12 protein-coding genes and 2 pseudogenes are annotated in these 12,383 nt (G+C 70.6%); 4 read left to right on the forward strand and 10 right to left on the reverse strand.

Annotation, left to right across the window (positions count from 1 at the left end):
• Positions 1-179: 179 nt before the first annotated feature.
• The gene (locus AC5P09_RS49715) at positions 180-1,373 is read right to left on the reverse strand and encodes a LuxR C-terminal-related transcriptional regulator (RefSeq protein WP_493880272.1); all 1,194 of its coding nucleotides are present in this window, start codon (positions 1,371-1,373) and stop codon (positions 180-182) included.
• 158 nt (positions 1,374-1,531) lie between these two features.
• Here AC5P09_RS49715 and AC5P09_RS49720 point away from each other — a divergent pair, with 158 nt between their 5' ends.
• Positions 1,532-2,968, forward strand: coding sequence for an FAD/NAD(P)-binding protein (locus tag AC5P09_RS49720; RefSeq protein WP_493880273.1), 1,437 nt, complete (start codon positions 1,532-1,534; stop codon positions 2,966-2,968).
• Between the two features lie 225 nt (positions 2,969-3,193).
• Here AC5P09_RS49720 and AC5P09_RS49725 read toward each other — a convergent pair.
• A pseudogene (locus tag AC5P09_RS49725) lies at positions 3,194-4,247 on the reverse strand (IS3 family transposase); the annotation flags it as partial.
• Between the two features lie 296 nt (positions 4,248-4,543).
• Positions 4,544-5,335 (reverse strand): PrsW family intramembrane metalloprotease, encoded by a 792-nt coding sequence (locus tag AC5P09_RS49730; protein WP_493880274.1) that lies wholly within the window; start codon positions 5,333-5,335, stop codon positions 4,544-4,546.
• Positions 5,336-5,486: 151 nt separating this feature from the next.
• Between AC5P09_RS49730 and AC5P09_RS49735 the strand changes: the two are divergent.
• Together AC5P09_RS49735 and AC5P09_RS49740 are read left to right on the forward strand one after the other, a co-directional pair.
• Positions 5,487-5,678: pseudogene (locus AC5P09_RS49735) on the forward strand (IS5/IS1182 family transposase); the annotation flags it as partial.
• Positions 5,675-6,010, forward strand: coding sequence for an SDR family oxidoreductase (locus AC5P09_RS49740; RefSeq protein ID WP_493880275.1), 336 nt, complete (start codon positions 5,675-5,677; stop codon positions 6,008-6,010). The pseudogene AC5P09_RS49735 and the gene AC5P09_RS49740, both read left to right, overlap by 4 nt.
• On the opposite strand, the gene AC5P09_RS49745 is transcribed toward AC5P09_RS49740, so the two are convergent.
• Complete coding sequence (locus tag AC5P09_RS49745; RefSeq protein WP_493880276.1) at positions 5,923-6,633, reverse strand: SDR family oxidoreductase; 711 nt, start codon at positions 6,631-6,633, stop codon at positions 5,923-5,925. The genes AC5P09_RS49740 and AC5P09_RS49745 overlap by 88 nt on opposite strands.
• 78 nt (positions 6,634-6,711) lie before the next feature.
• On the opposite strand from AC5P09_RS49745, the gene AC5P09_RS49750 reads away from it, so the two are divergent.
• Positions 6,712-7,527, forward strand: a complete 816-nt coding sequence (locus tag AC5P09_RS49750; protein WP_493880277.1) for a helix-turn-helix transcriptional regulator — start codon at positions 6,712-6,714, stop codon at positions 7,525-7,527.
• Between the two features lie 509 nt (positions 7,528-8,036).
• On the opposite strand, the gene AC5P09_RS49755 is transcribed toward AC5P09_RS49750, so the two are convergent.
• The 6 genes from AC5P09_RS49755 to AC5P09_RS49780 form a co-directional block, all read right to left on the reverse strand.
• Positions 8,037-8,366: an ArsR/SmtB family transcription factor gene (locus AC5P09_RS49755; RefSeq protein ID WP_493880282.1), complete on the reverse strand. Its 330-nt coding sequence runs from the start codon at positions 8,364-8,366 to the stop codon at positions 8,037-8,039.
• A gap of 94 nt (positions 8,367-8,460) precedes the next feature.
• Positions 8,461-8,853, reverse strand: a complete 393-nt coding sequence (locus AC5P09_RS49760) for a (2Fe-2S) ferredoxin domain-containing protein (RefSeq protein ID WP_493880283.1) — start codon at positions 8,851-8,853, stop codon at positions 8,461-8,463.
• A gap of 35 nt (positions 8,854-8,888) precedes the next feature.
• A complete protein-coding gene (locus AC5P09_RS49765; RefSeq protein ID WP_493880278.1) occupies positions 8,889-9,920 on the reverse strand; it encodes a WD40 repeat domain-containing protein in 1,032 nt (343 codons plus the stop codon).
• Complete coding sequence (locus AC5P09_RS49770) at positions 9,917-10,942, reverse strand: CobW family GTP-binding protein (RefSeq protein WP_493880279.1); 1,026 nt, start codon at positions 10,940-10,942, stop codon at positions 9,917-9,919. Before AC5P09_RS49770 ends, AC5P09_RS49765 begins: the two co-directional genes overlap by 4 nt.
• Positions 10,939-11,157 (reverse strand): hypothetical protein, encoded by a 219-nt coding sequence (locus AC5P09_RS49775; protein ID WP_493880280.1) that lies wholly within the window; start codon positions 11,155-11,157, stop codon positions 10,939-10,941. Before AC5P09_RS49775 ends, AC5P09_RS49770 begins: the two co-directional genes overlap by 4 nt.
• 8 nt (positions 11,158-11,165) lie before the next feature.
• On the reverse strand, positions 11,166-11,657 hold the full coding sequence (locus tag AC5P09_RS49780; protein ID WP_493880281.1) for a Fur family transcriptional regulator: 492 nt from the start codon (positions 11,655-11,657) through the stop codon (positions 11,166-11,168).
• Positions 11,658-12,383 lie beyond the last annotated feature (726 nt).

Raw genomic sequence — 12,383 nt, forward strand, 5'->3', positions numbered from 1 at the left:
TTTCGGCCGGTGCGGCGAGAGTGCGTGCCGGGCGCCGTGGGTGCTGTGCGGGACTTTCGAAACACCCCCTAGGCCTCCAGTTCGGCGTTACGCCGACGGGCCGCAGCCAGCTCGGAACGCTCTTTGCTGGTTGCGTCGGGCAACTGCCCGGTGTCCATCAGGTGTTGGCGACGCCAGAATCAGATCGTCTGGTCGGTGGGTACAGGTGCTGCGGGGCGGGGCTCCGCCGGACGTGTCGGACTGTGACCGTGTCGGGCTTGGGCGGGGGGCTGGCCGGGGCGCTGGACTTGGGTCGGCTCTGGCAGGGCGGGCCAGTAATGCTCGGTGAACAGGCGGGCGACCAGCTCGCCTCGGCTGGAGACGCAAGCCTTGGTGAAGATGGTCTTGAGGTGGTCGCGGACCGTGTGCGGGGAGATGAACAGCGTTGTGGCGATCTCGGCGGTGGTCATCCCGCGCGCGATGAGCTGGGTGATCTGGAGCTCCCGCGAGGTCAGGCCGTACGCCTCGGCGACCAGGACCGCCAGGTCGGCGGGCGTCGCGGGCTCGATGACGAGGGCCACCGGGCCGGGCCGGCGGCCGGGGCCGGTGAGGGAGGAGGCGTGGCAGTTCAGCCAGCGGCCTTCGGTGGTGCGGATGCGCACCCGGGCGTTGCCGTGGTCGCGTCCGTCGGCGATGGCCCGTGCCTGGAGGGCCGTGCCGATCAGCCAGATGGGCAGCTTCAGCCCCAGTGGTGAGGGGAAGGACGGCCCCTTCGGCAGCAGCGCGAGGTGATGCCGTGCTTCGTCATTGATCGACATGGCTTCGCCGGACTCGTTGAAGAGGATCAGGCCAGGCGCGGGCGAGTCGGTGCGGGGTGCGGACTCGGGCGGCCGGGCGAACCTGCGCAGCCGCGCGGCCAGCGGGCGGGACAGGTCGGCGAGCAGCGCGATCTCGTCCGGACGGAACGCGTCGGTGGTGCGGAACAGGCTCACCAGGCCCCATGGCCGGTCGCCGATCCGCAGTACGGCGCGCAGTTCGTCGTGCACGCCCTGGCCGAGCAGGAGGCGCCGGAAGCGGGCACTGCGGGCGGGCAGATCGCCGGTGGCCGCGCGCAACCCGGCCGCCGGTACACACGCGCGGGCCAGCTCGCGGAACGGCAGGACGTTCTCCTCCAGGAGTTCGCTCTCCCAGTAGGCGGCACAGCCCTCACCGGAGCCGAGGTTCTCCACCAGCATCGGCGCCGTGATCAGGCCGGTCTCCGGGTCGGCGGCCGTCCACACGGCCGAGTGGAACGGCACCAGCCGTCTCAGCCCGGCCGAGGCCCGGCTGAACAACTCGACCGCGTCGGCGGCCCGTTCTGCGGCCTGCAGCATCGGCCGGCGTGGATCGGTCATGCGCATCCCCTCCGCGGATCAGCCTGCCCGGCCTTCTGCACGGCGCCAACCCCTCGTGTGAGGGGGTCATTCCAGGCCGATCGCCCCTGCGCGGGGGATGGGGTTCTCCGACGGCGTTGGCGAAGGTCGATGAGACACGACCACCGGAGAGGGAGATCATGGATATCGCGATTGTCGGAGGGGGCTCGGCAGCGGTCGGCCTGCTGGACGCGCTGGCCGCCGCGGAGGGCGAGGCCGCCGCCGGGGGCGAGACCGGCACGATCACGGTCTTCGAGCCGTCGCCGCAGTTGTGGCGGGGGCGGCCGTATGGCCCGGACCTGGATTCGGTGCTGGTGAACTCGCCCCCCGCTCTCATGTCGATCCGCAGCGGCGACTTCGGCCACTACGCGGCCTGGCTGGGAGAACGAGGCGCCGACCACGTCGACGAGCTCCTGGGTCAGCCGCTGGTCCCGCGTGCGCTCTACGGCGAGTATCTGGCGCACACCGCCGAGAAGGCCATAGCGGCGCTGGGTGAGCAGGGTTGGCTTGTACGCGTCGTGGCCGCCCGCGTGAGTGAGGTCGTCCGCTCCGGGGCCCGTCTCGTGCTGCGCACATACGACGCACAAGAGCACGAGGCCACCCATGTGGCGATGTGCGTGGGCGGAGGAACACCCCCAGACCTGTACGGCCTCGCCGGCAACCCGGGCTTCACGGCCGACCCGTATCCGGTGGCCGACATGCTCGACCCCGTTCCGGCCGGGGGCGATGTGGCGATCATCGGCAGCGGCCTGAGCGCCGTGGACGTCGTCGTGGCGCTCGCCGCGCGCGGGCATCGGGGGCGGATCACGCTCCTGTCGCGCAGCGGGGTGCTGCCGCACGTCTGGCAGCGCCCGAACGACCGGCGCCCGCGGCACGTGACCGCCGAACGGGTGGCGGGGCTGCACAGGGCGCGGGGGAACGTCACGCTCGACGATCTCATCGGGCTTCTGCGCGCGGAGCTGGCGGACGCGGGGGAGGACTTCGAAGAGCTCGCGGCCGAGCTGCGGGGCACTGAGGCCGAGGACCCGGTCCAGCGGCTCCGGCGGCAGATCGCCGCCATCGACGACCCCCGGATCGGCCGCCGCGTGCTGCAGCAGACGGCGCACAGCGTCGGCCCGTACGCGTGGCGGCTGCTGCCCGAATCCGACCGCGCGTGGCTACGGGGCCATCTCCGCACGGCCACCAGCGTGGCCTCGCCCATGATTCCGGTGAACGCGTCCATCCTGATGCGGCTCCTGGATTCCGGCCAGCTCGCCGTCACTGCCGGCGTCCACGCGATCGAGCCGGTGAACGGGCGGTTCCGGGTGCGGCATGACGACAGCGAACGCACCGCGGAGATCGTCGTCAACGCCGTGAACCCGCCACCGCACGCGGTCCCGGCCGCGGCCCGGCACCTGGTCCGGTCCCTGGTGGACAGCGGACTGGCCACGCTCCACCCGTCCGGCGGCCTGGTCCCCGCCGACCCGCGCGTGCATGTGGTCGGAGACCTGACCGGCGGCGGCTCCTTCATCACCTCAAGCATCCCAGGCGTCGCCGCCCAGGCGTCCGGCACCGCCCAGGCGCTCCGTACACCCTGACAACCCCGCCGAGGCGGGGTGGAGCTTCAGCATCATTTCCCGGCAGTTACCACCAGGCCTGACCCAAAAACTGCCAGCTTCGGTGGGAACTCCAGCAGTCGGCATCCCACTGCCCTGACACAGCCCAGCTCAGGACACATGGCCCTCGTCATGATCGACGAGACTCGCACTCGGCACTGCTGGCACTGCCTCAATGACGCGCCTGTCGCATCGTCAAGAACAGTTTCCGTGCATCGTTTCTCGCTTCGTCCCTGCCAGAAACTCTCGGCCAGGGCGTTGTCGTAGCTCGAGCCGACCCTGCCCATGTTTCTGCGGATGCCGTACCGGTTGCAGACCTGGGCGAACGCGGCTGAGGTGTACTGCGACCCGCGGTCCGCGTGGAAGATCACTCCGGCCACGTTGCCGCCGCGGGCGGCGACCGCGTTCTGCAGCGCGTCGATGACGAGTCCGGCCCGCATGTGCGGGGCCATCGATCAGCCGAGCAACCGGCGGGACCGGATGTCCAAGACGCAGGCGAGGTAGAGCCAGGTCGCGCCAACCTGCACGTATGAGATGTCGCCGCACCACTTCTCGTCCAGAGCGTCGGCGGTGAAGTTCCGCCGGACCAGGTCCGGCACCGGCGGCGCGAGGCGGTCTGGAACCGTGGTGCGCTTCTTCTTCCGCAGGTGGCGGCCGACGATGTCATGCTTGCGCATCAGCCTCGCGACCCGCTTGCGGTTGACCGTGTGGCCGAAGCCGCGCAGTTCGGCGTGGACGCGCAACGCGCCGTAGCTCCCGCAGTGTTCGGCGTGGATCTCGCGGATCTCGGCGACCAGCGTGTCCTCGGCGGCCTGCCGCACAGCCCGCGCTCCGGCGCCGGCGATCCACCGGTAGTAGTCCGAGCGGGAGACATCCAGCACCCGGCATATTCGCTTGACGCCGGACATCTCGGCATGGGCGGAGACGAAGTCCCAAGCGGCGGTCTTCCCTTCATCTCCCGGGCAAAATACGCCGCTGCCCGGCGCAGGATCTCCCGCTCCAGCTGCCATTCCTTCTTGCTCTTCAGCAGCCGGGCGTTCTCCGCCCGCAGCCGGGCCAGCTCGCCCTCCGCGCCGTCCGACGCGCCAGCGACGGCCGGCGGTGCGTCCGCGTCGCGCACCCAGGTCCGCAGCGTGTCGGGGTTGACGTTCAGATCGGCCGCGACGTCCTTGAACGTCCGCCTCCCCGCCGAAGCCCGCCACAACGCGATCGCGTCGGACCGGAACTCCGCACTGTACTTCGAGGGCCGTGCCCCAGAGATCTACACCTTCCAGGATCAACAAGATCCATTGTCAGGTGTGTCCACATCACGGGGATCACCTCAGCCACCCTCTCGCAGAACGTCCGGGCCCCCGGGCTGCGACGTTCCCGCTACCGCGGCCCGCACCCACGTCCAGCACGTCCTCACCGCGATGGCCTGCAACGTCGCCCGTGTCGCCGACTGGATCGACACCGCACCCAGAACGCGACGCCGGGCCACGCACTTCCGCAGTCTGTACTCAGCCACCGCATGACCTACCCAACATCACCAGCAGAGTCCGGTATTGAGGTTAGGTACTACAAGTACCTAACTACATTGGGGTGCAAGGTGACCCGGGAGCCCCTCGTGCCCTCACCGGCCTCCGGCAAGGTGAGACTGCGGGTGCCGAGTCGGAACAGGATGTAGCTGGTGACGGCGACGGCGACGTATCCCAGGATCAGGACCGGGTTCTCGGACTCGTAGGTCAGCAGGCCGTCGTTGGCGGAGTGGAGGAGGGCGACCAGGATGTAGCCGCCGAGGAGGCCGGGTGTGACGGTGACCTTTCCCCGCTTCTGCCAGCTGGTGAAGGCAAGCGCGCAGAGCAGACCGGTCCAGGCCAGGTGGCCGAACGGTTCGGTGAGCCCTCGGCCGATGAGGGTGCGCTCGGCGGCGCTGATGCCATCTGACAGCTCCGCCTGCAGCCCGTAGGACATTGACTCCATGACGGCGAAGCCCAGGGCGCTGGCAAAGCCGAGGGCGACACCGGCGCGGACGTCCCGGTATCTGCCGGTGAGTGCCACCGCGAGCACGGGCAGGAATTTCGCGAATTCCTCGAAGAACCCGACCCGCAAGATCTCGGGACCGGACAAGTCGCGGATGAATTCCGCGTCGAGGAATCCACCGACAGCCAGGGCGATTCCGCCACCGAACAGGAACATGCCCAGCAAAACGGCGGGTGGGACGCTCGTGGCGAAGCCGGTCCTGGTGTGGGTGGCCATGGCGAACGCCAACGGTGCCGCCGCGGCGCCATAGAACAGCGCAGCCGGGATCACAGCCTCGTTGTCGGTGGTCAGCATGATGGTCGCCATCAGGACGGCCAGCGCCGTCATCGACAACCACGTCAGGAACCACGGCCGCCTGAAGAACTGAATCCGGTAACCGAATCCTTCACGCCTCTCCATACTGGCGGCTTCCCGGGTTCGGCCACTCGGCAAACGGTGCATTGCGCTGTGTGGGTTACATGCGTTCGGCCGTGTGAGCCGGCGGTGGCACGTCGAGCGCACGCACGCCCGGCAGAACGCCTTCTACCGCCTCGCCCGCTGCTGCGAGCGCCGGGTCACCGTCATCGACGCCTTCTTCGACCTCGCCGACACCATCATCACCGTGCGCAGCCTGATCCGTCAGGCATGGACAACCCACCGCTGGGACGAACGCCCGAACCGCCGCCCATGAACACGCCTGCCTGCGCGACCTCTCAGCACGGTGTCATTGGCCTGAGGAGGACGGCCGCCCCGGAGTACGCCTCCCGGGGCATGCGGGTCAACGCCGTAGCCTACGACTTCGTTGACACGCCGCTGCTGAGCGGCCGTGAGCACTGCCGTCCGTCCGCGCGGCGTCTTCAGCGGCCTTCACCTGGTCGACGGTGGCTGTGCCGCGGAGTAAGGCGCCCCGCCCACGCTTCCGGATGCCAGCGTGCTCACCAGGGCACGTGCGTTCCGTCCCAGGAGAAGAAGCCACCGGTGGGACCGTCGTCCGAGAGCAGAGCCAGGCGGAGGGCACCCTGAGCGGCCTCGACCGGGTCGCCGCCGAGAGCAGTGGCCCGAGGGGTGAGGTCGGTGGCCCGCGCGCCGGGGGCGAGCGCGTTGACCTTGAAGCCGTCCTCAGCCAGCGTCTGGGCGTAAAAGACGGTGAGGGCGTTGAGGGCGGCCTTGGACGACCGGTAGGCGGCGCCGCCACCGCTTCCCGGGGTGAACTGGGGGTTCGGGTTCGTGCTCCAGGTCAGCGATGCTGTACCGCTGGAGATGTTGACGATGCGCGGGTACGGCGACCGGCGCAGGGCGGGCAGGAAGGCATTGGTCACCGCCACCGCCCCGAACACGTTGGTCTCATACGTGCGCCGGAACTCCTCGACGTCTGTTTCGGCCGGAGGGGCGAGTGACAGTGCGACCCCGGCGTTGTTGACCAGCACGTCCAGGCGGTCCACCTGAGCCGCGGCCTTCACAATGCCGTCACTCACGTCGAGGATCAGCAGGCGGGCGCCGGCACCGATCTCCTCGACGGCCCGCTGCCCGCGACCGGCGTCGCGGGCGCCCACGTACACGGTGAGGCCCTCGGCGGCGAGGAGCCGGGCAATATGCTTGCCGATGCCCTTGTTGGCACCAGTGACCAGAGCTGTGCGTTCATTCATGACGACCACGGTTCCCTGGTTGTGGGCGCCCTGCCAGGGACAGCCTGTACCAGGCAGTGGGACGAGACAGGAGGCGGTATGGCACGGCAGGAGCTGGCCCACTACCTGCGGGACCGCCGGGCAAGCCTGCGTCCGCACGAGATCGGCCTGACGGAGACGGGCACCGCTCGCCGCACACCGGGCCTGCGCCGCGAAGAGGTGGCGGAGCTCGCCCATATGTCGGTCGACTACTACACGCGGCTGGAGCAGGCCCGGGGACCGCGGCCATCGGCCCGGATCCTGGACGCGCTGGCCCAGGCGCTGCGGCTCACGCCGGCGGAGCGCAGCCACCTGTTCCGCCTGGCGGGATCGAGCGCGCCGCCCGGCATCAGCGCCATGCGGCGGGTACGCCCGCATGTGGCCCGGATGCTGGAGCGGTTGCCGGAGACCGGTGCCATCGTCACTGACGCGGCGTACGGCGTCGTCGCCTGGAATCCTCTGGCCCAGGCACTGCTCGGCGGCGACCTTGGAGGCGGTACGACGAACCTGGCCCGGCGCCGCTTCCTGGGCCAAGGGCGGATGCACGAGAGCTCCAACGCTGAGGAGTCCGGGCACATAGTGGTGGCACGGCTGCGCCGGGCCGCCGACCGCTACCCGCACGACCCGCTATTGACCGTCCTGCTAGCCGAACTGCACGCCAGCAGCGAGGAGTTTCGGCAGATCTGGGCGACGCGTCCGGTCCACGCCCCCGGGCACCGCACCAAGACTCTCGACCACCCGGAGACCGGCCCGCTGCGGTTGAACTGCGACGTCCTGCTTGTTCCCGAGGACGACCAGGAAGTCGTCCTGATCACGGCTGACCACGGATCACCTGCCGCGCGGACCCTGCACAGGCTGGCCAGGCAGGCGGCCTGAAACAAAGGACTGGCACAGGTCTCCAGTGGTCACAGAGTGCAGCGGCTGCGTGATCAATGAGACCCGGCCCATCCTGTTGCCGAGGCTTTCCACGCGGCCTATCTGCGCGGGCTCTAAGTGGAGGGGGCTGCGCGGATCAGCCCCACCCCTTCGCCTTCGACGGAGCCCTCCACAACCTCGCGAACCGACTCGATGACGACCCGGCCCAGTTACGGTGACGCCCCGGCGAAAACGGTGTGGGGCTCCGCCTCGCGGTGGCCCGCGGCTTCGCCGAGGCCATGGGGCACCCTCAGCGCCGAGCACGTCCGCCGACGGGCAGGCTCGGCCGCCAGCTGCCGCATGCCGCGGGCGGTCATGGCATGGCGGACAAGCGGGTCGACCTGCTGACCGGGGCTCGTCGCTGACGCGGGCTTCGAGGTACGCGGGAGCGGCGACGTACGGCCATGGCTGCCGTACGTCCAGGCCGTACGGCCCACGCGGTAGGCGGACGGTGGCCGGCCCTGCGGCGGTCATCCCACGTCACGGATGCCGAGGCGTAGGTGCTCGATGTGGTGGACGGCCTGGTCGAGGAGTTGGGCGACGTGGTCGTCGTAGAGGCTGTAGACGATGCGGCGGCCGTCCCGGCGGCCGGCGACCAGGCCGAGAGTGCGCAGCAGGCGCAGCTGGTGGGAGACGGCGGACTGTTCCATGCCGATGGCGGCGGCGAGTTCGGTGACCGGGTGCGGGGCCTGGCGCAGGGTGGTCAGGATCAGCAGCCGGGAGGGGGTTGCCAGGGCTTGGAGCGTGGCGGCGACGGTGGCCGCGGTGGCCTCGTCGAGTGCAGCGCAGGCGGAGCGGATGGGGGTACCGCCCGTGCCCGAAGGGCTACGGGGGAGGGCGGCCGCGAGGACGTCGCGGCCGCCGTCGGCCTGGTAAGGGGAGTGGTCGGGTGCCTCACCGGCGTGCACGGGCCCGGGCCTCCCGTGGCGGCCGGACGAACTGCAACTCCAGTGTGGCTGGAGGTTCGGCGACGCCGGGCCCGCCGTCCGCTGCCCAGCGCAGCAGGTCCTCCGTGCAGTCGTCGTCCATGGCGAAGCCGATCCAGGTGGCCCGCCCGCCGGCCCGGCGTCCCGCGGCGGAGGGCTGGACGACGATGACGTTGGCCTGGTCGCAGGGGCCGAGGCAGTCCGTCGTACGGACTGTGAAGCGGCCGCCGGACGCGGCGGCGCCGACGCGGAGCCGCTCCAGTTGCCAGGCGTGGTCGGTGCCGGGGTGCTTGCGCGGGTTGCCGCAGCAGCAGCCCCGGCAGACGACCAGGGTGCAGGGCCGCGAACCGGCGGCACCGATCACGGCCCGACGGGGCACGGGAGGCGTACGACGGTTCACAGCGCGGTCCGTGAGGGCACGCCGTACGCCCGGACGTGACCGTCACGCTCGGCGGTGATCAGCAGATGGGGTCCCGCCCAGGCCAGCGCGGCCACCGGGGAACCGCTGTCCTCCAGTGTGCGCGCCGGGCGCAGCAGCGCCTCGGGCCGCCCGGCCGTCGCATGCCACAGCGCCACCGCGCCGTCGTCACCACCGCTGGCCAGCTGTCCGGCGGCACCCGGCCGCCAGGCCAGCGCCGTGACGGTCTCGTGGCAGCGCAGGGAACGGGGTGCGGTGCCCGCCGGCCCCTTGCCGGAGAAGTCCCAGACCGTCACGTCCGGCGCGCCGTCGGCGGCGAGCCAGAAGCCGGTCTCGTCGAAGGCGAGCCTGGAGACCTTCTCCGGGTAGCCGGACATGGTCAGTTCGCTGCCGTCGCGGGTACGCCAGATATGGATGGAGGCGTCCTGGTTGCCGCTGCAGATCCACTTCCCGGTGGGCGCGACGGCGAGCGCCAGGTGCGAGCCGATGTACGGGTAGGTGACGACGGGCTTCCCGGTATGCCGTTCGTGCCCGTGCACGGCACCGTAGGCGGCCACGGCCAGGCGCCGCCCCTGCCGCATCCAGGCGACGTCGGTGACCGTCGACGCGGCCGGGTCCGTACGCCACAACTCCCCGCCCTCCGTGTCGAGGACGAGCGCGCGACGCCCGGAGGAGACGGCGACGCGCTCGTTGTCCGCCCAGGAGGCGGCGGCCGACCAGGCCCCGGACTCCCGGACCGTCGTACGCCCTTCCGCACGCCGCCACAGCGCGTACCCCATCGGCCCGACGGCCACCAAGTGCCCGGCGTCCGGGGCGAGGTCGACCCTCAACGCGCCACCCGGCAGCTCCAGCGCGCCCATCTCCGCACCCATGGCCGCATCCAGGACACGCACCGTGCCCTCGGCCCCGGCGACGGCCACCAGGTCGCCGCGCGCGCTGAGTGCGACCGGCGCGTCGTCGACGGTGACCTCCCAGGCGGTGGCGAGGCCCGCATCCATGGTGACGCTCACGCGACCGCTCCCGCCGTGGCCAGGCAGTCGGCGAAGCCGCGCTCCAGCGCGTCCCGGTCGAGGTTGCGGCCGATGAAGACGAGCCGGTTGCGCCGCTCCTCGCCCTCGCGCCAGTCCCGGCCGAACTCGCCGTCCAGCAGCATGTGCACGCCCTGGAAGACGTACTGCTTCGGTGCCCCGGCGATGGCGAGGATGCCCTTGGAGCGGAAGATGTCGACGCCCTTGGTGCGCAGCAACTGCCCCAGCCAGGCGTTCAGGCGGTCCTCGTCGAGCTCGCCGGGCAGGTCGATGCCGACCGAGGTGACGGTGAGGTCGTGCTGGTGCTCGGTCTCGGTGAGGAAGGACGGGTCGTCGGCGAGCACCCGCTCCAGGTCGAACGCGCCGACGTCCAGCACCTGCTGGAGGTCCAGCTTCGCGTGCTGGGCCGGGATGATCCGTACGCCGCTGTTGATGGCGTGGATGCGGGTGGTGACCTCGGTGATGGTGGCCTTGTCGGCCAGGTCGGTCTTGTTGAGCACGATCCGGTCGGCGAAGGCGATCTGCTCGACGGCCTCGTTCTCCACGCCCTCGGGCTTGACCTCGTCCAGGTGCTGGAGGACGTGGGCGGAGTCGACGAGGGTGACGATGGCGTCCAGGCGCAGGTGTCCGGCGATCTCGTCGTCCATGAAGAAGGTCTGCGCGACCGGCGCCGGATCGGCGAGCCCGGTGGTCTCGATGAGGATGTGGTCGAACTTCTCGCGCCGGCGCATCAGCGCGCCCAGGATGCGGATGAGGTCCCCGCGCACGGTGCAGCAGATGCAGCCGTTGTTCATCTCGAAGATCTCTTCTTCGGCGTCGAGGACGAGGGCGTCGTCGATGCCGACCTCGCCGAACTCGTTCTCGATGACGGCGATCCGCAGGCCGTGGTTCTCGGTGAGGATGCGGTTGAGGAGGGTGGTCTTGCCCGAGCCGAGGAAGCCGGTCAGGACGGTGACGGGAACGCGTTCGTCGCGGACTTCCGGGGTGGGGTCCAGCGTGGTCATCGGGTGGCTCCTTCGTGCGGTGGGGCGAGCAGGGCGGCCCTCAGGTCGTCCTCGGTGATCTGTTCGGCGGGGCGGTGCAGGGTCCATCGGCGGGCCTCGCCGTCCATCGGCAGGACGGCGACGACCGTCTCCAGCGGCGGGCAGCCCGGCTCAGTGCAGGCAAGTTCTCGCACCATGACCGCGGTGTCCTCATCAAGGCCGAGCAGCGTGCGCACGGTCTCCTTCAGCTCGAGCAGGCGCGGGCTCGGTCCCGGTCTTCCCGGGCGGGCTCCCAGCGGCATGGCGGCGGTTCTCCTTCGGCGTGGGCGGGTTGGCAGCCGGCGCAGATGCCGGTGAGTTCGACGGTGTGCTCCACCGCGGCGAAGCCGGTGTCGGAGGCGATCTGCCCGGCCCACTGCTCGACGGCCTCGGAGTCCACCGGGCGACTGCGGCCGCAGCCGCGGCAGACCAGGTAGTGGCGGTGCCCGTCGTCGGGGCGCCGGCGGTAGAGCCGCTCGCCCGCCTCGTCGCGTATGACGTCGACGCCGCCCTCCGCCTCCAAGTCGCGCAGCGCGCGGTAGACGGTGGTCAGCCCGATCCGGATCCCGTCCGCGGTCAGCAGGCCGTACAACTCCTGTGCCGACACAAATTCTTGGCAGGTAGTCAGGACACGCAGGACCGCTGCTCGCTGCCGGGTCGTCCGGCTGCTCACACAGATCACCCCCAGCACGCTCACCGCTTGGTGTGCTCCTTGACGGCCTCCACCGTAGATGAAAATGAAATCCATCGCCATATGAATGGCGAATCATGAATGGGGAGTGTCGACACTCTCGGGTGCCGGGCTGCCTGCCGTGGGGCTACGGCCGTGCGCCGCAGGGGACGATGGAGGCAGGGGAGGGGCGCGCCGACGAATCGGTCGCGGTCTGCTGTCGAAGGGCTGCCGGAGGCGAACCCCTCTGCACGCGCCCCTGACCTGAACACGCGCACCAGCACGGCGCGGGTGCGGCCATGTCGACGTGCCTCATGGGGACCACGTCGACCGCGGGCGCGACGGTCATCGGCACGTCGGCCACGTCGGGCACTGGGCCGACCACTGATCCAACACACTTGCGGCCACCTCGCGGGCCGTGGCGGCCAGTGAGTCGCGCAGGCAAAGGCGCAGCTGCTCGACGTGCATGGGTCAGCGGTGAGATGGCCCTCGTGGTCGACGCCCGGATGCTTCATGTCACTGCCGCAGCAGCAGCGGCAGACCGTCACTGTCACATGTCTTCGACCCGTGGGGTCTTGTGGGATCCCGCCCGGGCATGCGGGCCTCGCGGCTCGTCTCGCGGCGCCGTGAGGTGCGTCAGATCGCGGCGGCTGCGGCGGTCGTGCCGCAGAAGGGATTACTGACTTCGGCTCGTCAGGGTGACGCTGGTTCGTCGAGTGCCAGGCCGGTGCCCGCTATGAAGCCATCGAGGGT

The sequence above is a fragment of the Streptomyces sp. a15 genome, from assembly GCF_059026085.1.